Genomic DNA, 20,579 nt, shown 5'->3' with positions numbered 1-20,579 from the left:
CTAAATATCTATAAAGCTACAATTGAAACACTTCTTCACTAATGACGTCGTGGTTACGATTTCTAAATTTTAGATAGACTTTTCCTATTTTATCATCTACATTTATTTCGGCATATGTTTCTTCAATCCTGCTCCGCGATTGTGAAATACTTCCTGGATTTATAACATGAATGCCCTCTATTTCTTCATGCTTTGCCACATGTGTATGACCATAAAAAGCGAATTGACAACGGTGCATCTTAGCTTGATTAACTAATATATCTCTCGTACGATTGACTTCATGTACATGACCATGCGCACAAAAAGCCCGAACTCCATTAACATTTACGATTTCTTCGGCTGGAAATTCAGGATAAAAATCTGTATTACCTTTTACACGCACAAACTGACTTAGTTCAATGTCGTCATATGTAAATTGCGAATCACCGAGGTGGATAGCTACATTACACTCAGGGAATTGTTTCATTACTTCATATAAGATACCCTGCTCCATGTGATTATCACTAACTAATATCATCTGCGTCATATCATTCATCCTTCAAATATCTTTCTAGTTTCTCTATAGCACGTTTACGATGACTAATTTGATTTTTCTCCTCTGGAGACAGTTGCGCCATCGTTTTACCTTTTTGTTTTAAGTAAAAGATCGGATCATAGCCGAACCCATTTGCTCCACATTTGATTCTTGTTATCTCGCCTTCAACCACACCTTTAAATTGTATCGTCTCCTCATCTGGAGCACTCATGCTAATAATACATATAAATTGCGCATCACGTTGGTCGGTATCTCCTAAGTTATTTAATACTTTCTCAATATTATCGTCGTCGTTTTTACCTTCCCCAGCATAGCGAGCAGAATAGACACCTGGTTCTCCCCCTAATGCATCTACATTTAAGCCACTATCATCAGCAATAACTCTTTTATTTAATGCCTTAGCCGCAGCTTCAGATTTCAGTTTGGCGTTTTCTTCAAAGGTTGTACCCGTCTCTTCTACATCGAAACCTTCAATAATTTCACTTATACCTATGACATTATATTGAGGAAAGATAACTTTAAAATCTTCAATTTTCCCTTTATTATTAGATGCAATAACTAAATCTTCCACATTTATAACTCCTTTGTTTCAAGTTCTATCTGTTTAACTTTAATATTTAGACCTAACCATTCTTTAATAATGTATTCAATATGTTCCGTATCTCCAGTTGCAAAGAATTGGTGCTGTGGAGAATTTTTAAAACCCGCGTGCTCATTACTAAACGTCAGCAAAGCACTGACCTCTCGAGCAGTCTCTAATCCTGATGAAATCACCGTTTTCTCTCCGCCAAAATATTGATAAATTTGTTGATAAAGCAAAGGATAATGCGTGCATCCTAATATGACAGTATCTGCTTCACTATGTCTCCACTGCTTCAACGTTTGATGGATAATAATACTCGTAATCGTCGGTTCACGATAGCGTAATTGTTCAACTAAAGGGACAAAACCCGGACAAGCTACCCCAGCTACATCGACATTAGGATTAATATGCTTAATATGATGGCGATAAGCCTCAGATTTGATTGTCCCCTCAGTTCCTAGTATTAGAACATTATTGTTTGTAGTCGTCATGATAGCTGTGCGCGCACCTGGTTCAATCACTCCTATCACTGGAATAGGAAGTATGCTCTTTAGTGTTTCGAGAGCTACAGCAGTAGCAGTATTGCAAGCTATGACAAGCATTTTAATCTCGTACTGCATTAACGTCTTAGCTAATTCAATCGTAAACCGTTTAACTTGGTCAGCGTCCCGAGGGCCATACGGACAGCGTTTAATGTCACCTAAGTAATAAATTGTTTCATTAGGGAGTTGACGCATAATTTCTTTAGCTACTGTTAAACCGCCAACACCTGAATCTATCACACCGATGGGTTTCTCCATGTTAACAAACATCCTTAGTATTTATTTAATTATATTTTAGCACAATCCTAATTCTGCCATCATTTACTGCGCTTAAAAATATGAAAGTTGGAAACAGTAGCTCAATTTAATCATATAAAAAACATTGCACGATATATACTCTTCTCCGGAACCTATCATTCAATGTACAAATCATTTTGTAGCTCATCCAAAAAAGGGAGCGGGACAGAAATCTAAATTGAATAAAAAAATTTCGTAGTCCCGCTCCCGGTTTTCATTAACCAGTCCTATTTGACAAAGAGCCTAAATACGGTCAGCAAATATTAACTAACTGCTAAAAATACAACCCATATATAACTAAGAAACCCCGACTTAGTGCCGGGGCTTCATCTTCTATTGATTAGTCTACTTTGTGATCTGAACCAAAGAATGATTTAAACATATGGAATGATGTTTCTCTGTTCATAGCCGCAATAGATGTTGTTAATGGGATACTCTTAGGACAAGCGTTTACACAGTTTTGAGAGTTACCACAAGCTTGTAAACCGCCGCCACCCATAAGGGCATCTAAGCGTTCATCTTTAGTCATTGAACCCGTCGGATGCAAGTTGAATAATCTAACTTGAGATATAGCTTGCGCACCGACAAAGTCATTTGTACTAGTCACGTTAGGACAAACCTCTAAACAAACGCCGCAAGTCATACATTTAGATAATTCGTATGCAGTTTGGCGTTTCTTCTCTGGCATACGTGGTCCTGGTCCTAAGTCATACGTACCATCGATAGGTACCCAAGCTTTCATACGTTTCAAGTTATCAAACATTCTTGAACGATCAACTTGTAAGTCTCTGACTACTGGGAACGTGCTCATAGGTTCTAATTTAATAGGTTGTTCTAACTGATCGATAATGGCTGAACAAGACTGTCTAGCCTGTCCATTAATCACCATCGAACAAGCACCACAAACCTCTTCGAGACAGTTCATATCCCAAGTAACTGGTGTTGTTTTTTCACCTTTAGCATTAACTGGATTTCTACGGATGTACATTAGACATGCAATGACGTTTAAGTTCTCTTTATATGGAATCTCAAACTCTTCATAATATGGTTTTGATTCGCTATCGTCTTGGCGTTTAATGATGAGTTTGATGGGCTCTTTATGTTTAGTTTGTTGCTGTGTTTGATCCTTAGTTTGCTCTGCCATTATTTTTTACCTCCTTTAGACTTTTGAGTGTAGTCACGTTTACGAGGTTCAATCAGGCTGATATCCACATCTTCGTATGTGAACTTAGGTGCTTCAGTTCTACCTTGGTATTCAGCTAATGTTGTTTTCAACCATTCTTCGTCGTTACGATCAGGGAACTCTGGTTTATAGTGAGCACCGCGTGATTCATTACGATTGTAAGCACCTATAGTGATTACACGTGCTAATTGTAACATGTTCCATAGTTGGCGAGTGAAGAAAACTGCTTGGTTACTCCAAGTTTGTGTATCTTCAATATCGATATCCTCATAACGTTTCATTAACTCTTGGATTTTCTTATCTGTTTCTAATAACTTTTCATTATCACGGACAACTGTAACGTTGGCAGTCATGATTTCACCAAGCTCTTTATGAAGTTTATAGGCATTTTCTGTCCCCTTCATATTAAGTAACTTGTCGAAACGTTCTTGCTCTTCTTGAACACGTTTATCGTAAATGCTTTGATCCATATCTTTATATGTGTCTTCAATATTTTCAACGTATTTCACTGCATTAGGTCCGGCAACAGTACCGCCATAAATAGCAGATAGCAATGAGTTAGCACCTAATCTGTTACCCCCGTGTTGAGAATAGTCACACTCACCTGCTGCGAATAAACCTTTGATATTAGTCATTTGATCATAGTCAACATACAGACCGCCCATTGAATAGTGAACGGCTGGGAATATCTTCATTGGAACTTTACGTGGATCATCACCGGTGAATTTTTCATAAATCTCAATGATACCACCGAGCTTAACATCTAATTCATGCGGGTCTTTGTGCGATAAGTCTAGATAGACCATATTCTCTCCGTTGATACCTAATTTCTGGTTCACACACACATCAAAGATTTCACGTGTAGCGATATCACGAGGTACAAGGTTACCATAGTCAGGGTATTTTTCCTCTAAGAAGTACCAAGGCTTACCATCTTTATAAGTCCAGATACGACCTCCTTCACCACGTGCAGATTCACTCATTAAACGCAATTTGTCATCGCCAGGGATCGCAGTTGGATGGATTTGGATGAATTCCCCATTAGCGTATTTAGCACCTTGTTGATAAACTACTGAAGCTGCTGATCCAGTGTTGATCATAGAGTTCGTAGTTTTACCAAAGATTATACCAGGTCCTCCTGTGGCCATGATAACTGCATCTGAACCGAAACCTTTAATTTCAGCTGTAGTCATATCTTGAGCGACGATACCACGTGCACTGTCATCTTCACCTTTTACAACACCTAGGAATTCCCAACCTTCATATTTAGTCACTAAGCCATCAACTTCGAAACTACGTACTTGTTCATCTAAAGCGTATAGAAGCTGTTGACCCGTAGTAGCGCCTGCATAAGCAGTACGGTGATGTAAGGTACCTCCGAAACGACGGAAATCTAATAATCCTTCGTTTGTACGGTTAAACATAACGCCCATGCGATCTAGTAAGTGAATGATCTTAGGTGCTGCTTCTGTCATCGCTTTAACTGGTGGTTGGTTTGCTAAGAAATCCCCACCATAAACAGTGTCGTCAAAGTGAATCCATGGTGAGTCACCTTCACCTTTAGTATTAACTGCCCCATTAATACCACCTTGCGCACATACTGAGTGCGAACGTTTAACTGGAACAAGTGAGAATAAGTCTACGTGTGCCCCTTGTTCCGCTGCTTTAATTGTTGACATCAGACCGGCAAGTCCTCCACCGACAACAATTACTTTTTTCTCTGCCATAAATGTCACTCCCCTAGTTATACTCTTAGACTAATTAAACCTTTTACTCTATACGAATGCGATAATTGCACTTACACCAATGTATCCGATAATTAAGAATACAATTAAAGATACCCAAGTAAACACGCGTTGTGAAAACTTAGATTGTAGGACACCCCAAGTTACTAAGAATGACCATAAACCATTAGAAAAATGGAAGACTACTGCTAAGATACCGATAATGTAGCCGCCTAACACTAGTACAGGATGACTTTGGATTAAATCATGGATCATATTATAGTTAACTTCGTGTCCACCAATAGCCTTTTGAATACGCGTTTGCCACAAGTGAATTGCAATGAATATGAATGAAATGATGCCTGTTACACGTTGTAAGAAGAACATTACATTTCTGAAACGAGAATAATGTCCTACATTGACTTGAGCTGTAAACGCGATATGTACACCATAAATTCCATGATAAAGTAACGGTATATAAATAAATAAGAATTCAAGAATAATTAAGAACGGTAGTGATTCCATAAATCCTGCTGCTTGGTTAAATGCTTCTGCTCCTTTGGTTGCTTGATGGTTTACTAACAAGTGAACGATCAAGAAGCCACCAATAGGAATTACGCCTAGCAACGAATGTAGACGTCTAAGATAGAATTGATTTTTTGTATAAGCCAAAAGGAAGTCCCCCCTGAAAAACTAATTAATTTCGATTTCTTTTATAGATATTCCTCTACGCCCTTTTAGGTTGAACTAGAATTCTAATTAATCATCACTTATTTTAAAAACTAACATAAGTTACTCTCACAGATAACCCGTGAGAAAAATCCTCTTATATAAATAGGTTTAAAAATAAGTGATAACACTTCTCAATTAGAAAACGCTTCCACATATCTATAAAAAAAGAAATCCGCTTCACACACATTGTAACACTAAATGGAAGAGTTTTGGGCATGAGAATGATTCTCACACCCTAAAAATTACTTTTTCTTCTCCTCTAAAGCCATTTGTAAATTTTCTGCGACCTTGTGTGGTAAACCTGCATTTTTCAAATCCTCTAGAGAAGATTCTCTCATTTTTTTAATTGAACCAAAGGTACGTAATAGACGTGTCTTACGCTTGGCTCCTATACCTTCAACGGTATCCAATACTGATTTGAAACCGCTTTTCTGTCTCGTTTGTCTATGGAAAGTAATAGCAAAACGGTGAACCTCGTCTTGAACTCTCTGCAAGAGATAGAAAGCTTGACTGTTCTTCTTAAGTGGAACAACTTCTGCATTCTCACCGTAGAGTATCTCAGAAGTTTGGTGTTTATCATTCTTCCTTAAACCTGCTACAGGAATATCTAATCCTAATTCATTTTCTAGAACGTCAATAACACCGCTCATATGCCCTTTACCACCATCTACTATGATCAAGTCAGGCAACGGTGTTCCTTCGTTCAATACGCGAGTGTACCGACGGCGCACCACTTCTCGCATCGATTTATAATCATCAGGACCTTCTACCGTTTTAATCTTATACTTCCGATAACCTTTTTTGTTAGGTTTCCCATCCACGAATGAGACCATGGCGGATACGGGATCCACGCCTTGAATATTTGAGTTATCAAATGCTTCAATTCTTATCGGTGTTTGAATGCCCATACGATCCCCCAGTTCTTCAATAGCTTTAACTGTACGGGATTCATCTCTAGCTATAAGTTCAAATTTATTATCTAGTGAGACTTCAGCATTGTGGTTGGCAAGATCTACCAATTCTTTTTTCTTGCCCCGTTTAGGTTGAACAATCTTAGTATCAACTACCGATTTAATCACTTGAGGATCTAACCCTTTAGGTATGTGCACTTCTTTAGGTAAGAGATGTTGATTCAATTCGTAAAATTGACCGATAAAGGTATAGAACTCTTCTTCTTCAGTTTGCTGTAGAGGAATCATAGTTACGTCTCTCTTAATCATATTACCTTGTCGTATGAAGAAGACTTGTACGCACATCCAACCTTTTGAAACGCTATAGCCAAACACATCTCTCGTAGATTTATCGGGCGACATTATTTTTTGTTTACGTGTTAAATTGTGAATGTGTTGGATTAAATCTCTGTATTCGCCCGCTTGTTCAAAGTCTAATTTCTCACTAGCCTCTAACATACGCGTTTCTAAATTTTTTAATATCGTTTGATCTTCTCCGTTGAGAAAGTCACTAATTTCCCTAGTCATCTGGGCATATCTTTCTTCATTTACATCATAGACGCAAGGGCCTAGGCATTGACCAATGTGATAATACAAACATAATTTATCAGGCATCTTATCGCATTTTCTAAAAGGATAGATTCGATCTAATAGCTTTTTAGTTTCTTGAGCGGAGTAAGCATTAGGATATGGGCCAAAATACTTACCCGTACCTTTCTTTACACGTCGCGTTACTATGAGTCGAGGATACTTTTCCTTAGTGATTTTAATGAAAGGATAACTCTTATCATCCTTAAGCAAGATATTGTAGCGAGGTTGATATTGCTTGATCAGATTTAATTCTAACAGTAAAGATTCAGTCTCATCTGAAGTGACAATAAACTCGAAATGACGTATCTCAGCTACTAACCTCGTCGTTTTAGTATCGTGTGCTCCCGTGAAATACGATCTAAGACGATTGCGTAATCTCTTAGCTTTCCCTACATATATTACCTGATCATTACGATCTTTCATTAAATAACAACCTGGCTCCATAGGAACGACGGCTAATTTCTTCTTAATATCCTCCTGTACTGTGTCCACTACATCACCCTCCCTTCATTGTAACTGTAATATCACACAAATAAGACTGGGAGAAGTTGTCCCAGTTAGTTTAAAAAGAGCCTAAGACAAGTATTGTTGTCTCAGACTCAGCTGTTCACATCATTTAATATAAGCGTGATGACATCATAGTTGCCATAAACGTCCATCGATATGAGCATCGCTTAAAAGCATAGCCTTACTCTTACTTATTGCTAGAGAACATACTAGTCGGCTAACGTAAAGTACGCACGTCTAGTCGTTTATCTAAATATCGCGCTTATAAATGTTTTTCAATTACTTCTGCTAGGTTTTCCTTCGGTTGGAAACCTACCACTTTATCTACAGGTTCTCCGTCTTTAAATAAGACCAATGTTGGTATACTCATCACTTCAAATTTAGCTGCTGTTGATGGATTTTCGTCAACATCTAATTTTAATATATTCGCTTTGCCATCGAAATCTTCAGCAAGTTCTTCTAATACTGGAGCGATCATTTTACATGGACCACACCAAGTCGCCCAGAAATCTACTAAATTGACACCTGATTGTATATTTTCATCAAAGTTAGAATCAGTTACTTTTACGATTGCCATAAATGCCAATCCTCCTTAATATCAAATGTTGTGGAAATTATAACAGAATTTATAATTTCCTGCATACCTTATTGCTCAAATCCTATTTCAGCTGAGCTACCGTAACGCCAAACCCACCTTCGCTCGGCATACCGTTGCGATAGGAAGAGACGCTTTTATGTCGTTTCAGATGTTTTTGCACACCTTTTTGCAAAGCGCCTGTTCCTTTACCATGAATAATGTACACTTGCTCATAATTACTTAATACTGCTTGATCAAGATATTGATCTAATTCAACTAATGCTTCTTCATAGCGGTAACCGCGCAGATCGAGCTCCATTTTCACATTCTGACGATTATGTCGTTTCACCATTCTTTGTGGCTGTGGCTTTTCTTTCTTAGTTTTCTCTAAATCTTTTAATGGCAATTTCATTTTAATGATACCCATTTGGACGACAGCTTCTTCGCTATCAACGAGTTCAATCACTGAGCCCTTTTGGCCGTAAGTAAGGACTTTAACTTCATCGCCTACGCGAATCGCGTCCCACTTTTTCTTTTTAACATCCTTTTTAATAGATTTTTCCTCATATTGATCTTCAAGTGCTTTCTTCTTATCGATGAGTTCATGTTCTTTAACATCAGCGCCCTTTTGATCACGCATCTCACGTAGTTCTTTAAGAATTTCATCTGCTTCACGTGTAGCCGTTTTGATTTTCTGATTTGCTTTATCCTGTGCTTCGGCCATCATATGTTTCTCTTGATTCTTAAACTTATTATATTGATGCGTTAGCTCATCGTGAGTGGATTGCGCTTCTCTTAACAAGCGATCGAGTTCAATTCTTTGATTCTCAACACGTTTCGAGTTTTTTTCAAGTGACGCAATCATATGATTAATTTCTTGTTCATCCTGACCAATCATCGTCTTAGCTTTAGAGATGATCCTCATTCCTAATCCAAGCTTTTTAGAAATATCAAAAGCATTTGAACGCCCAGGAACTCCCATTAATAATTTATAAGTAGGGCTTAGTGTATTAACATCAAATTCCACACTCGCATTCATGACCCCTTCTCTACTATAGCTATAAGCTTTAAGTTCAGGATAATGTGTCGTAGCCATAACTAAAGAACCTATATCTTTAACATAGTCGAGAATACTCATTGCTAAAGCTGCGCCCTCGCTCGGATCAGTACCGGCACCGAGTTCATCAAATAGGATGAGACTATTAGGAGTAGCCTCTTCTAATATAGACACGATATTTTTCATATGAGAAGAGAAAGTGGATAGTGATTGTTCTATCGACTGCTCATCGCCAATATCGCAATAAACATTTTCAAACACCCCTAGTTTACTACCATCTAACGTCGGTATCAGCAACCCTGATTGAGCCATAATGATGATCAGCCCTAAAGTTTTCAGTGTAACCGTCTTACCACCAGTATTAGGCCCGGTAATAATAACAGTTTCTATATCATCTATAAATTCTATCGTATTAGGCACGACCGTCTCTTGGTCTAATAAGGGATGGAATGCCTTAGGTAAGTATATCGAACGATCCTTAGTAAATTCTGGCTTCGTAGCTTTGATCTTATGTGCATACCTAGCTTTGGCCACTAGAAAATCAATTTGTCCCATAATCGTTTCAGACGTCAAGCAATCTTCTGCCACCTGAGCGACTTCTGCAGTTAATTCAGTTAATATGCGCTCTACCTCTACTGCTTCGTCATTGCGCAATCGACTGATTTGATTATTCATCTCAACGATTGATGAAGGCTCTATATATAAAGTTTGACCAGAGGATGATTGATCATGAACTATCCCCTTAAAATCTTGGCGGTACTCTGCTTTCACAGGTATTACATTACGATCGTTACGTACAGTCACAATTGAATCGGATAACTTTTTCTGATTGGAGTGACTTTTAACTACTTTATCTAAATGTTGACGTATGCGTTGATTAATACTAGAAATTCTACTACGAATACCTTGCAACTTATAACTTGCGCTGTCATATAACTCATGTGCATCACACTTTTCGTGAATAGTATGATAAAGATCTGTTAACACAGGTAATTGACGCATTCTTTCATGTAAGATTGGATAGTGTATTACATCTTCGTCATCTTCTAGCATATTAAAGTAGAATGTCTTAAATTGATTTTGAACTTGTATTAAGCGCTTTATATTATTTAACTCAGCAACGTTGAGAACGCCACCAATTTCAGCTCTTCGTATAAAAGGTGAAATCTTAGTGATACCAGTCAGACTTGGCAAACGTAACTTATTATACATTTGTGATATTTCATCAGTTTCGTTCATCTGAAATTCCACAGTTGCAAAGTCAGTTTGGGGCTGAAGGGCTCTGGCTTTCTCTTGACCTAAATCACTTACGGCTTCATTCTCAACCTTACTCACTATTTTATCGAATTCTAAGACATCTAATGATTTTAGTCTCATACAATCCCTCTATTTCGTATTTTTCTCACTAGTAACAAATTGTTTAAACGCTTCACGTGACATAGTATTAATAACTCTATTTTTATTAACAAAGCCTTTCTGTGCAGTGGCAACCCCATATTTCATAAATTCGAGATGCTCTGTATGATGCGCGTCAGTGTTTATCGTCAATTTGACATTCGGATGCTTACGCACTACCTCTGCACTTAAATCTAAGCGTTTAGGATTAGCATTTATTTCTAATACTGTACCTGTTTCTTCCGCTAGTACACATAGCTTATCTATATTCGGCTTATAACCATCCCGCTTCCCAATAATTCGTCCAGTTGGATGAGCAATATGGCGGACATATGGGTTGCGACAAGCTTGTTCTAAACGATACATAATTTCATCTTCAGATTGATTAAAACTTTGATGAATCGCAGCGATGACGTAATCTAATTGAGCTAAAATCTCGTCTCCATAATCTAATTTGCCATCCGGTAAAATATCCATCTCAACTCCGGAATAAATATCTATTTCTTTATACTCTTCATTCAAACTAGCTATTTCATCTCTTTGACGTAATAAACGTTCTTCAGATAAACCATTTGCTACCCGTAGACTCTTCGAATGGTCCGTAATCATCATGTATTGATACCCTTTAGCGATATTAGCTTCAACCATTTCTCTCAAGCTAAACGCACCATCACTCGCAGTAGTGTGCATATGAATATCGCCATTGATATCTTCTAGTTGGATGATCTCGTCTAAATGGCGATCAAATTCGCTACCATCTTCTCTTAGAGCTGGAGCTATCCATTTACAACCATAATGTTCGTAAATTTCTGCCTCACTTTGATATTGAATGAGTTCGCCTGTTTCTTTCTCAATGCCATATTCACTAATTTTTTCATCATTTGCTTTAGCTAATTGACGTATGCGGATATTGTGATCTTTTGAGCCAGTAAAATGTTGTAACGTGTGGTAAAAAGCAGACGGTTCGATTAAGCGGAAGTCGACCCCTATCGTTTCATCATCATACGTCAATTCAAGAGAGACCTTAGTTTGTCCTACCGCGACTTCTTTCACTTTGTTTGGTATAGTCAATAATTGCTGTTGGACTTCTTCTGGTTGGTCAGTACTAATAATATAATCTAGATCCTTACTTTGCTCTTTATATCGGCGAAAGCTACCAGCAACTTCAAATTGATCGACGTGTTTAAGTTCACTGATAAACACATCGATTTCCTTGCTTAAACGGCGCATTAAATCGATGGGATAACGCTCTTTTCTTGCGCCTAGTGCTTTAACAGCTTCTAAGATATTTTTCTCAGTTTTCTTCGCAAATCCACTTAATTCACTAACTCTGCCATCTTCACAAGCTTCTTGTAAAGAAGCTTTATCAGTAATATTTAATTCCTTATATAGTTTTGAAATTTTTTTGCTGCCTAAACCTTGTATCTTAAGTAAAGGTATTAGTCCTTTAGGAACTTCTTGTTGTAGTTGCTGTAAGGTTGAAGAACGCTCTTCTGTACGATATTCATTGATGACCTCGCCAACACCTTTACCTATCCCCTTTAATTCAGTTACATCTTCTATTTCATCCAATGTGCGTTCATCTATTTCTAGCGATTGAGCAGCTTTACGGTATGCGGAAACTTTAAAAGTGTTTTCACCTTTGAGTTCCATGTAAGTCGCTATCTGTTCTAATAGTTTGATTACATCTTTTTTCGTCATTTTCTCACTCCATAGAAAATGGCCAAGACATCTCGCTTCTAATATAAAAATAGAAATTAGTTAGCCCTGACCATAAAATTTAAAGTTAAATGTGTTGTACAAAATTTGAGATATAAGGAATTTCATTAAGTAAAGCATTAGATAAAAATGAAGTTGCTAATTGATGTTGAATCGTTTCATTAGGGTATAAAGAAACCGTATACAACCCTAGTGAAATGATAAATAGTGCAACAATAAGGCTTGGGGCAATGCCTAATAGTCGACTAATTAAATGCGGTCGCTGAGAATGAAACGCATTGCTCAACACACCAATTACAAACTGAAGTAATAGACGCGCTACTAAGGCTATAATTATAAAAGCAATGACATCATCAAAACGTTGCTCTAGGTTATCGAAGTGATATGTGTAATTCATACTATAAGCTTTTGTTTTAGGAAATGGTATCAAAGAGTCTAGTTTTGAGGCGAGTGGCATATAGAAATAGTACGCAATGAATACTGCCCCACTATTAATTAGTAAATTAACGAGACTAGACCACAAACCACTGCTGGAACCTCTCATCACTAGGGCGTAACATATAAAGATTATAGCTGTATCAATAATCATTCTCTTTATACCTCAACTGTTTGATTTCTTGTTCTAAACGGCGCTTTTCCTCTTCTAATTGGACTTTCTCATGCATTACATTAACCGCTGTCAGTATAGCTTTCCGTGTAGTATCAAGGCCCGTACTTCGACTGCCTAACTCTTTTAATTTCTCATCAACCAAATGCGCAACGTGGCGTATATGCTCAGGATTGTCCTCTCCTACAATAGTATAATGTTGGTCATTAATAGTTACATTAATACGATTCTTAAATTCTGCCATAATCTAACTCCTGACTTCATTTTCTTTAAATATTGAAAAGTATATCTCAATTTTAAATGCTCTATTCAAAAATATTTATCACGCACTATTATACACGAGAGCCTTGTATTATGTAAGTAGTTGTATATATATCTTAACTTTTTAATTAACGGTTAAGAGGCTGGGACATAAAGGTCTTTGACTAGAGAGATAGAGGCTAGGACATAAATCCCAGCCTCTTCAACATCTCGGCAGTAGATGACTGATTTGAAAACGCGCTTGTACCAAGCTTTTTTCAATTCTAGTCATCCTTGCCGGGGCGGGACAACGAAATCTTTTTTGTTCAAATTAGATTTCTGTCCCGCTCCCTTTTAGCATCTTGGCAGTAGATGACTGATTTGAAAATGCGCTTGTATCAAGCTTTTTCAATTCTAGTCATCTTTGCCGGGGCGTGACTACGAAATCTTTTTATTCAAATTAGATTACTGTCCCGCTCCCTTGCTCGTATATAAATATGTCAATTCTAGAATTCAAGAGAGGTGAGCTACTTCACTCACATGCCTTCTAGTAACAAACCTCTAGTGAAATAATGTTTTCTAATCAGTGTGTGTGATAAAATTCTAACTGATATTTAACACAAGCGAGGGAAATTGACAATGACAAATGTGGTGGAAAAATTATCTGCGAATCAAGTGGAGTCTTTACTCAAGAAACTACCATTTGAAACCTCCAACTTGCCACAAGGAATGCGCGCTCGAATTAAGCATCAAGGAACGACTATTTCAGTATATCAGTCCAATAAAGTTATGCTTCAAGGGAAGAATGCTACGACATTAGCTAACCAGCTCTTACCTACCAAGGCTGTTAGTACTGTTTCTTCTACCCAAACTAAAAATGTGTCGTCGACGATTCACTTTGATGACTATAATTGTATAGGTAGCGATGAAGCTGGTAGCGGTGACTACTTTGGTCCTCTTACTGTTTGTGCAGCCTATGTCTCACGTCAAAATATTAAATTACTCAAAACGCTAGGGGTTGATGATTCTAAAAAGTTAAACGATAACAAAATTGTAGCACTTGCAGAACAAATCATCTCATTTCTTCCCCATTCTTTACTCGTACTCGATAACGTTAATTATAACAACAAGCAGAGGGAAGGCTGGTCTCAAGTCAAGATGAAAGCAGTATTACATAACGAAGCTATAAAAAATGTAACGCAACGCATCGATCAAGGGGACCTCAACTATATAGTGATAGACCAATTTGCTCAACCTAGCGTATATAAAAAGTACGCTTTAACAGACATACCTTATCCCCAACTCACTCACTTTGAAACAAAAGGTGAGTCTAAATCCTTGGCTATCGCAGCAGCAAGTATTATTTCTCGCTATGCCTTCATCAAACACATGGATCAGTTATCTCAGGCTTCTCATTTCACCTTACCAAAAGGCGCGAGCAACAAGACGGACCTAATCGCAGCACAAATGATTACCAAATATGACCTGAATTATCTAGATAGAATAAGCAAGAAACACTTTGCTAACCGTCAAAAGGCTATCAACCTGGCTAAAGCTAGAACGCGTCCTTACAATTAATGTTTCGCTTCTATCACTGTAAAACTCCTCCAGCTACAAAATCACTCTGCTCATGAGTTAATTTAGCATGCTGGAGGAGTTTCTTAATCTATATCATATAATGAGGGTTTATCTAATTGTTGCACCGCTAGATTCTAAAGCTTCTAGTATATTATTATGCACAGCGTTAACGCGTTCGTCTGTTAGCGTGTTCTCAGTATCAAGATAAGCGAGGCGAATTGCAATAGATTTTTCATCTTCAGCCACATGCTCACCTTCGTAAACATCAAACACTTCAGCATGTTGCAAAATATCGTCACCATTCTGTTTAATAATTCCTATAATGTCTGACGAAGGTGTTGAGCGATTAATCACGAGCGCTATATCTCTTGAGACACCAGGATAGCGCGGTATATGTTTATAATTAATATAGCCAACACTTTCTTGCATTAATCGATCATAATTCAATTCGAATACGTAAGTGCGTGATAAATCTTTTTCTTTCTCTACTTCAGGATGTAATTCGCCAATAACGCCGATACATTCATCACGTAAATAGATTTGAGCTGTACGACCTGGATGGAGACCATCGATCTCAGCAGCAGTATACGTTAATTCTAAATCAAGTTTTTCAGCAATACGCTCTACTATCCCTTTAACTATATAGAAATCGATTTCTTCTTTTTTATTCTGCCATTTATTCACGACATAGTTACCTGTCAGAATACCACTTAAATAAGTTACCTCATCTGGTAATTGATCAGTTCCATTACCGAAGAATACTCGACCGAGCTCATATAAACGCACATCGTGATTTTTACGTGCTACATTGTAAGCCGTTGCGTCAATTAAATTAGGAATCAAACTTTGACGCAGTGTTGAATGCGCTTCGCTCATAGGCATTAAGAGCTCTACGACTGAGCGTTCAGCCAGAGCATAACTAGACGCGTCTTCTTTAGATACTAATGAGTAGTTAATAGCTTCGTTAAGACCAGCGCCTTCAAGAGTTGCTTTAACCGCTCTTGTCTTAGCTTGTTTGTCAGTTAATGCCCCGTTCGTTACGTCGTTAAATACTGGCAGTGTGGAAGGTAAAGCATCATAACCATAAATTCGCGCAATTTCCTCAATTAAATCTTCTGGAATCGAAATATCTTTACGTCTAGAAGGAGCATAAACCGTAAATATAGCTCCCTCACGCTGATGATTAAATCCGAGTTGATTAAATATCTGTTCAATATCGTCAGCGCTCAGCTCAAATCCTATCGTATCATTAACTTTCTCTACTGAAATTTGAATTGGTGTTTCAAATTGACCTAAGTCTCCAGCACTTACTCGACCTTTACGCGTCTGACCATTCGCGTATTGTTCGAGGAGGTAGCATGCACGATCAACGGCTTCATCTACTAACTCAGCAGCCACACCCTTTTCAAATCGACTTGATGCTTCACTGCGTAAATTTAAGCGACGTGAAGTATGACGAATTGAAACGGGATTAAATATAGCGCCTTCAATAATCACATTGGTAGTGCGTTCGGTTACTTCTGAGAAATCTCCACCCATCACTCCTGCTATAGCAATTGGTTCTTTGCCATTTGTGATGACGATATCTTCACTTTGTAATTCCCGTTCTTGTTTATCTAACGTAGTTATTTTTTCATTTGGTTTCGCTTGTCGTACAATGATAGAATTTGAACCGATTTCATCTTGATCAAACATATGTAACGGCTGACCATATTCTAATAATACATAGTTAGAAATATCTACCACATTGTTGATTGGACGTATGCCAGCTTTAATCAAACGCATCTGCATCCATAAAGGAGAAGGTTGAATGCTCACGTCTTTAACGATACGCGTACTATAATAAGGAGCTATTTGGCTCTCTGCTATGCTAACACTTAGTTCTTCTTGCACATCCCCTTCTTCTTTCTCAGGTGTGTGGGGAGGCTTTTGCATCTCTCTATCATATAAGGCTGCTACCTCATAACCCGTACCTATCATACTTAATGCGTCCGCGCGGTTAGGAGTTAAATCAAATTCCATCATTTCATCGTCTAGATACAAAGCGGTTAAAGCATCTGTACCTGGTGCGATGTCACCTGGGAGAACGTATATGCCATCTTCAAATGATTTAGGTATAACATTCGAAGCAATACCTATCTCTTGCAGAGAACAAATCATACCTTCAGAACGCTCTCCTCTGAGTTTAGCTCTTTTAATCTTAATACCGCCTGGTAAGCGTCCGCCAACTTTCGCTACAATTACAAATTGACCTCGTTGCACGTTGGGTGCACCACATACGATTTGTACAGGTTCTGATTCTCCTAAGTCGACCTGACAAATATTTAATTTATCTGCATTTGGATGAGGTTGCTTATCAATGATATAGCCCACAACTAGATTTTTAATATCTTGAGTTAAATCAGTTATATCATCAACTTCAATACCTGTGCGTGTAATTTTTTCGGCAAGTTCTTCTATAGGCTCGTCAATCGATACGTAATCTTCTAACCATTCTTTAGATATTAACATTCAGCTTCACCTCTGTCTTCTACTGATTTAAATTGCTCTAAGAAGCGCATATCATTTGTATAGAAATGGCGGATATCTTCAATGCCGTATTTCAACATCGCTATACGGTCAGGTCCTAAACCGAAAGCAAAGCCGGTATATTTCTCAGAGTCAAATCCTGCCATCTCAAGCACATTAGGATGTACCATACCTGAACCTAACACTTCTATCCAGCCAGTGTGTTTACAGACGTTACATCCCTCGCCTTTACATTTAAAGCATGAGACATCTACTTCAACAGAAGGTTCTGTGAATGGGAAATAACTAGGTCTCAATCGAATTTCACGATCTGCTCCAAACAACTCTTTCGCTAGCAATTCAAGTGTGCCCTTTAAATCGCTCATCCTAATATTTTCAGCCACGACTAAACCTTCTATTTGAGTGAACTGATGACTGTGAGTTGCATCATCTGAATCGCGACGATAAACCTTACCAGGACAGATAATTTTCACTGGTCCTTGACCATTGCGTTTCTCAAGCGTTCGAGCTTGGACCGGTGACGTATGTGTTCTCATCAATATCTCATCGGTGATATAAAAGCTGTCTTGCATATCACGTGCAGGATGGGATTTAGGTAAATTGAGCGCTTCGAAGTTGTAATGATCGTGCTCGACTTCAAATCCTTCTACTATTTCATAACCAAGACCAAGGAATAAATCTTCTATTTCTTCAATCGTACGAGTTAGCGGATGTTTAGCTCCGAGGCTAATTTCGCGACTTGGTAGCGTCACATCAATTTTCTCTTCACGCAGCTGGGCTTCAAGCTGTTCATTAGCTAGTACCTCTTGTCGAGATGCTATTTCAGACTTAATTGTTTCACGTAACTCATTTACCTTTTGACCATATGCAGGTTTCTCTTCATTAGATAATTCCTTCATATGTTTCATTAACCCTGAAACAGATCCCTTTTTACCTAAATATTTAACTTTGACATCTTGTAAAGCCTTTTCATCTTGAGCTTCATTAATATCAACTAGTGCTTCTTGCTTCAGTTGAGACATTTCTTCACTTTGAGTCATAAATTCGTCCTCCTTTGTTAAATGTGATGTGACAATGTGTTAAGACATTTGATCGGTTAATGAGAGAAATAAAAAAAGCCTTTCATTCCCTAGCAATGGGACGAAAGACTTCCGTGGTACCACCCAAATTTATACGATCTACCGTACACACTTGATAAGTTGATAACGAACGCATAGTCCGACTTAAATCTCTTTAAGTAGCCAAAAAGACGAAAGAACTAATTTCAGACGGAATAACTTTCAGTCATGATTATTCTCCCTGGGCGACTTACTACCATAGTTCACTTCTTTTTATAGGCATATATATAGTTTAAACATCGATTTAATTATATATGAAAGCATACATGACGGTCAACCTTTCAAATGATAGATCAGAATGCTTCCAGCTATTGCAACATTGAGGCTTTCGGCTTGTCCATAAATAGGAATAGTAAGATTTTGATCTGTGCTTGAAAGTATTTCAGAGCGCACTCCTGCCCCTTCATTACCTAGTAGTAGCGCAAATGAGTCACTTGGTTGTATTTCTTTAAAAGACGTAGCTCCCTCTATCGAGGTGCCATAAACGCAGCCATCAAATTCCGAAATAAAAGTTTTTAAATCTCGATAGACTATTGGCTGATGAAATACACTACCTTGACTGGAGCGTAACACCTTATCTTGATATGGATCGGCGGTGCCTTTCTCTAATACAATCAAATCTAAACCAGCAGCGTCAGCTGTGCGGATCAATGTACCAAGATTACCAGGATCTTGTATTTGATCGATTAAAAGCACTTGCTTTGGTTGTACAACTTCAAAGTCTGGTTGTTTAATCACAGCAAAGATACCTTGTGGAGTGACCGTTTCAGACAGAACTTCAGCAACTTTAGTAGTGATTTGATAAGCGAAGTGGGCATAACCTAAAGTCTCTTCATCAATTCTATTCGGATCAATACAAAAGAGTTGCTCTACAACTATGTTGCTTTGAATGGCTTCTTCTATGAGGTGGTGTCCTTCAATGAGTGCTAAACCTGTCTTGTCTCTTTCTCTCTTCTTCTTTAATTTATTCGCTTGTTTAATCTTACTATTTTGTACAGACGTGATTTGCTCCATGATTGTCCTCACTATAAAATTATTATATTTAATACTATAAATTAACTTACAATTGTAATTTCAGAAATAATCGAACATTTTATGTATTAAATCAAGAGGGAGCGGGACAGAAATCTTTTTATTCAAATTGGATTTCTGTCCCGCTCCCTCTTATTGAAATACAATATCTAATTATTTAGATACAACTTCTTCGCCGTTGTAAGAACCACAGTTTTTGCAAACACGGTGAGATAATTTATATTCACCACAGCTTGGGCATTCAGTCATGCCAGGAGCTGAAAGTTTAATGTGCGTACGACGTTTATTTTTTCTAGTTTTAGACGTTCTTCTCTTAGGTACTGCCATGTTTAATCCTCCTTATTATATAAAACACAAAATCAATTAATATCAGATTCAATAATCCATTATACTATAAATTATTAGAAACTGCTATTTCTCATTATCGTATAGATGTTGTAATTTTTGAAGCCGTGGATCAACTTGTTGCGTTTCCTCTTCTTTTTGCTGCTCAAGCTCTAATGCTTGATCTTCGTCAATAACTTCCCAACCATTTCCTTCACGTAACATTTGATCACTTTGTTTAGAGAAAGCTCTCATCGGTTTTTCAACTACAACAATTTCTCTTACAACCTCTTTGAGATTGACCATGCCATCTGTCACATCATGATAGTGTTCTTCACCTTCATCATCTTCGTCAAATTCAAAAGGCTCAAGCTCAAAGATTTCTTGTGTAGTAACATTCAACGGGACTTCAACTGGTGTTAACGTTCGGGCGCATGCCATCGTATACGTTCCCTTAATTTGAATGTCCGCAATGACTTCTTTAGATTTAACATTGATTTCACCTTCAACATAAATAGAAGACAAATCTATTAAATCTAATGAAGATTTGAGTTGATCAAAATTCACGTATTCTTGAATTTCAAATGGTTTACCTTGATATTTACGCAATTGTGTTATCGACCATTTCATATGGCTTCACCTCTAACAAGCACAAAATTTATTTTAACTTTATAGGAATTAGTTGTCAAGATAATTTCTTAACACGCTCACGCTTTAATATACCTCTTACCTAAATCGTTTAGATGAAATTTACTACAT

At 37.7% G+C, this 20,579-nt stretch carries 18 protein-coding genes; 1 reads left to right on the top strand and 17 read right to left on the bottom strand.

The window, feature by feature from the left end; genetic code table 11:
* Nucleotides 1-16: 16 nt before the first annotated feature.
* From N9R04_RS03285 to zapA, 12 genes are all read right to left on the bottom strand, one after another.
* Nucleotides 17-526 carry a YfcE family phosphodiesterase gene (locus N9R04_RS03285; protein ID WP_262855076.1) on the bottom strand — a complete coding sequence of 170 codons (510 nt, stop codon included), beginning with the start codon at nt 524-526 and terminating at the stop codon, nt 17-19.
* 1 nt (nt 527) lies between these two features.
* Nucleotides 528-1,106 carry an XTP/dITP diphosphatase gene (locus N9R04_RS03280; RefSeq protein ID WP_262855075.1) on the bottom strand — a complete coding sequence of 193 codons (579 nt, stop codon included), beginning with the start codon at nt 1,104-1,106 and terminating at the stop codon, nt 528-530.
* A gap of 2 nt (nt 1,107-1,108) precedes the next feature.
* A complete protein-coding gene (gene racE / locus N9R04_RS03275; protein WP_262855074.1) occupies nt 1,109-1,918 on the bottom strand; it encodes a glutamate racemase in 810 nt (269 codons plus the stop codon).
* A 379-nt stretch (nt 1,919-2,297) separates the two neighbouring features.
* Nucleotides 2,298-3,101 (bottom strand): succinate dehydrogenase iron-sulfur subunit, encoded by an 804-nt coding sequence (gene sdhB, locus N9R04_RS03270; RefSeq protein WP_262855073.1) that lies wholly within the window; start codon nt 3,099-3,101, stop codon nt 2,298-2,300.
* Entirely contained in the window at nt 3,101-4,867 is a 1,767-nt protein-coding gene (sdhA, locus tag N9R04_RS03265) for a succinate dehydrogenase flavoprotein subunit (RefSeq protein WP_262855072.1), read from the bottom strand. The genes sdhB and sdhA overlap by 1 nt, the downstream gene beginning before the upstream one ends.
* Nucleotides 4,868-4,915: 48 nt before the next feature.
* Nucleotides 4,916-5,536 carry a succinate dehydrogenase cytochrome b558 subunit gene (locus tag N9R04_RS03260; RefSeq protein WP_262855071.1) on the bottom strand — a complete coding sequence of 207 codons (621 nt, stop codon included), beginning with the start codon at nt 5,534-5,536 and terminating at the stop codon, nt 4,916-4,918.
* Between the two features lie 302 nt (nt 5,537-5,838).
* A complete protein-coding gene (uvrC, locus tag N9R04_RS03255; RefSeq protein WP_262855070.1) occupies nt 5,839-7,629 on the bottom strand; it encodes an excinuclease ABC subunit UvrC in 1,791 nt (596 codons plus the stop codon).
* Between the two features lie 277 nt (nt 7,630-7,906).
* Complete coding sequence (gene trxA / locus N9R04_RS03250) at nt 7,907-8,221, bottom strand: thioredoxin (RefSeq protein ID WP_262855069.1); 315 nt, start codon at nt 8,219-8,221, stop codon at nt 7,907-7,909.
* An 82-nt stretch (nt 8,222-8,303) separates the two neighbouring features.
* Complete coding sequence (locus N9R04_RS03245; RefSeq protein ID WP_262855068.1) at nt 8,304-10,655, bottom strand: endonuclease MutS2; 2,352 nt, start codon at nt 10,653-10,655, stop codon at nt 8,304-8,306.
* A 9-nt stretch (nt 10,656-10,664) separates the two neighbouring features.
* Entirely contained in the window at nt 10,665-12,374 is a 1,710-nt protein-coding gene (gene polX / locus N9R04_RS03240) for a DNA polymerase/3'-5' exonuclease PolX (RefSeq protein ID WP_262855067.1), read from the bottom strand.
* Nucleotides 12,375-12,459: 85 nt separating this feature from the next.
* Nucleotides 12,460-12,936, bottom strand: coding sequence for a CvpA family protein (locus tag N9R04_RS03235; RefSeq protein WP_262855143.1), 477 nt, complete (start codon nt 12,934-12,936; stop codon nt 12,460-12,462).
* 34 nt (nt 12,937-12,970) lie between these two features.
* Nucleotides 12,971-13,243 (bottom strand): cell division protein ZapA, encoded by a 273-nt coding sequence (gene zapA, locus N9R04_RS03230; protein ID WP_262855066.1) that lies wholly within the window; start codon nt 13,241-13,243, stop codon nt 12,971-12,973.
* 635 nt (nt 13,244-13,878) lie between these two features.
* Between zapA and rnhC the strand changes: the two genes are divergently transcribed.
* Nucleotides 13,879-14,817: a ribonuclease HIII gene (rnhC, locus tag N9R04_RS03225; RefSeq protein ID WP_262855065.1), complete on the top strand. Its 939-nt coding sequence runs from the start codon at nt 13,879-13,881 to the stop codon at nt 14,815-14,817.
* 108 nt (nt 14,818-14,925) lie between these two features.
* Here the strand turns inward: rnhC and pheT are convergent, their stop codons facing one another.
* The 5 genes from pheT to N9R04_RS03200 form a co-directional block, all read right to left on the bottom strand.
* Nucleotides 14,926-17,328: a phenylalanine--tRNA ligase subunit beta gene (gene pheT / locus N9R04_RS03220; RefSeq protein ID WP_262855064.1), complete on the bottom strand. Its 2,403-nt coding sequence runs from the start codon at nt 17,326-17,328 to the stop codon at nt 14,926-14,928.
* Nucleotides 17,322-18,386: a phenylalanine--tRNA ligase subunit alpha gene (gene pheS, locus N9R04_RS03215; RefSeq protein WP_262855063.1), complete on the bottom strand. Its 1,065-nt coding sequence runs from the start codon at nt 18,384-18,386 to the stop codon at nt 17,322-17,324. Before pheS ends, pheT begins: the two co-directional genes overlap by 7 nt.
* A 351-nt stretch (nt 18,387-18,737) precedes the next feature.
* A complete protein-coding gene (locus tag N9R04_RS03210; protein WP_262855062.1) occupies nt 18,738-19,478 on the bottom strand; it encodes a TrmH family RNA methyltransferase in 741 nt (246 codons plus the stop codon).
* A 171-nt stretch (nt 19,479-19,649) separates the two neighbouring features.
* On the bottom strand, nt 19,650-19,823 hold the full coding sequence (gene rpmF / locus N9R04_RS03205; protein WP_002472844.1) for a 50S ribosomal protein L32: 174 nt from the start codon (nt 19,821-19,823) through the stop codon (nt 19,650-19,652).
* Nucleotides 19,824-19,907: 84 nt separating this feature from the next.
* Nucleotides 19,908-20,450 (bottom strand): YceD family protein, encoded by a 543-nt coding sequence (locus N9R04_RS03200; RefSeq protein WP_262855061.1) that lies wholly within the window; start codon nt 20,448-20,450, stop codon nt 19,908-19,910.
* Nucleotides 20,451-20,579: the final 129 nt, after the last annotated feature.

Source organism: Staphylococcus marylandisciuri, assembly GCF_025519785.1.
Lineage (GTDB): Bacteria > Bacillota > Bacilli > Staphylococcales > Staphylococcaceae > Staphylococcus > Staphylococcus marylandisciuri.
This window is presented reverse-complemented; position numbering and strand designations above follow the sequence as displayed.